Source organism: Polaromonas sp. P1_E1_2 (genome assembly GCF_056406035.1).
In genome coordinates this window covers 1-2,426 of record NZ_JBFUAZ010000629.1, presented here as the reverse complement: position 1 = coordinate 2,426, position 2,426 = coordinate 1, and the positions used below count along the sequence as shown (strand labels likewise).

Sequence of the window (2,426 nt, the reverse complement as noted above, 5' to 3'; positions counted from 1 at the left end):
GGATGAGTCCGGGGACCACCTGATCCTGCGCGTCAGTGACGAAGGCATCGGCATTCCGCCCTCAGACCTGCCACGCCTGTTCGAGAGCTTTCACCGCGGCTCCAACGTAGGCAACCGCCAGGGCTCCGGGTTGGGCCTGGCCATTGTCAAACACGCCGTTGACCTGCATCACGGCAAAATCGAGGTGGCAAGCATGCCGGGAACGGGCACACAGTTCACGATCAGCCTGCCCATTTCTCAAGGAAACCCATGACCCTGATCCTGATCGTTGAGGACGACGACGCCATCCGCAGCAACATCGTGCGGCTGCTCAAACTTGAAGGTTTTGAAACGGCCGCGGCCGCAGATGGCCGGCAGGGCCTGGAGCAGGCCCGTGCAAGCCGCCCCGACCTGATAGTCTCCGACGTCGGCATGCCCGGCATGAACGGCTTTGAACTGCTGGCAGCCGTGCGCGCCGACCCGCTGCTGGTCAACACGCCCTTCATGCTGCTGACCGCGCTGGATGACCGCGAGAGCATGCGCCGCGGCATGACGGCCGGCGCCGACGACTACCTGTCAAAACCCTTCAGCCGCGCCGAACTGCTCGACGCCGTCAACGCGCAGCTGAAGAAAAAAGAACGGGTGCGTGAAGCCATCGACTCGGGGGTGGCCGCCGGCGAAGAACGCCTGCGCGCAGCTTTTGCCAGCCGCATCAGCGGCAGCCGCCCCGACAGCGTACCGGTTGATATTCCGGCCAGCGCGCAAACCGAAGAAATCGCCAATGCCACTGTGCTGGTGGCCAGCATCCGCAATTTCACCTCGCTGGCTGAAAAGCTCAACGCCGCGGAAGTGTCACAACTGCTCACCGAATATTTTGAGCGCATCTCCGAACCCGTGCTGAAAAACAGCGGCCGGCACATCAAGTTTGTCGGCGATGGGCTGATGGCGGTGTTTGTCGACACCCTCACCGGCTCGCCGCTGCCGGCCCCGCGCCGCGCCATTTCTGCGGCTCTTGCCATGGCACTGGCCACGCATGAATTCCGCGACTGGCTGGAGCAGCGCTTCGGCGGCCGCGCGCTGCCGCCGTTTGCCATGGGCATCGGCATCCACAGCGGCGCCGTCACGCTGTGCCAGCTCGGCACGCAACAGACCAAGGAACTCACGCCCGTGGGCGAAACCGTCACGCTGGCCTCACGGCTGGAAGACGCCACCGAAGAAAAGGGCTGGACGGTGATGGCCAGCGAGCAGACGCTCGGCGAAGCCGGCACCGGTATCCAGACCGGCATCCACACCTCGCTCTCGCTGCCCGGCCGCAACCTCGCCATCGATGTGGCCGAGGTCACGGGCCTCGTCACCACCATGGAAGACAAGATCCACGGCATGGCCAGCCTGACCGAGCGCGCCAGCGAGATCAGCGACGCCGTGCGCGCCAATTCGGACATTACCGCACGCGCGGTCAAGGGCGCGCTGGACGCCAAGCTCTCGGCGCTGAAAGACCTGCGCTTTGACGCCAGCAGCGAGGCGGTACGCCTCAAGGGCTACCGCATCACGCGCAAGATCGGCGCGGGCGGCATGACCGAGGTCTACCTGAGCGAACGCGAATCCGACGGCCTGCCGATCGTGCTCAAGGTGCTGGACTCACGCGGCAAGGAAGCCTCGGAACACCTGGTGCGCTTCATCCAGGAATACGCCCTGCTCTGCAAGATCGACCATCCGCACGTGATCAAGATCTACGACCAGGGGTTCACCGACGAGCATGCCTACATCGCGATGGAGTACTTTGAACGCGGTGACCTGCGCAGCCTGTTCGGACCCGACCTGGCCCGCTCGCAGGCGCTGACGGTGGCGCGCGAGGTCGCCCAGGCGCTGTCGGCCATCCACGCACACGGCATTGTCCACCGCGACATCAAGCCTGAAAACGTCATGCTGCGCGCCGACGGCAGCGTGGCGCTGGCCGACTTCGGCATTGCCAAGTCCATGCTGCAGGCCCCCAGCATGGGACTGACCCAAACCCATCACGGCGACGTCGTGGGGACGCCCTACTACATGAGCCCCGAACAGGCCACCGGCCGCAAGGTGACGGCGCAATCCGACCTTTACAGCCTGGGCGTGATGCTGTTTGAAATGCTGGCCAACCGCCGGCCCTACATTGCCGAATCGCTCGAACTGCTGCTGGCCAAGCACCTGAACGCCGACACCCCCGCCCTGCCCGCGGTGCATGCGGAATTGCAGGGCGTGGTCAACAAGCTGATGGCCAAAAGCCCCGAGCACCGCTACGAATCAGCCGAAGCCTTTCTGCTCGAACTCGAATCCATCGCGCCCGCGCCTGAAATTAGTCTTTAGAAAAGCTCCCCCCTGTCCAGGCTCACTGCGTGTAGCCCGGTCCCCCTCAGGGGGCGGCGCCTGGGGCCGGCAAAGCCGGACCCTCGGCCCCCGCTGATGAATAC

Annotated in this window: 2 protein-coding genes; both read left to right on the top strand. The window is 64.8% G+C overall.

The annotated features are described in order from the left end of the window. Window positions 1-253, top strand: a 253-nt coding sequence (locus tag AC1D1P_RS20965; protein ID WP_477674291.1) for a sensor histidine kinase, incomplete at its 5' end; no start/stop codon positions are given. Further along, window positions 250-2,322, top strand: coding sequence for a protein kinase domain-containing protein (locus AC1D1P_RS20960; protein ID WP_477670053.1), 2,073 nt, complete (start codon window positions 250-252; stop codon window positions 2,320-2,322). The genes AC1D1P_RS20965 and AC1D1P_RS20960, both read left to right, overlap by 4 nt. Window positions 2,323-2,426: the final 104 nt, after the last annotated feature.

Bases quoted from the DNA above. Each gene is read 5' to 3' on its own strand.
- AC1D1P_RS20960 (WP_477670053.1), top strand. From the start codon at position 250: ATGACCCTGATCCTGATCGTTGAGGACGACGACGCCATCCGCAGCAAC.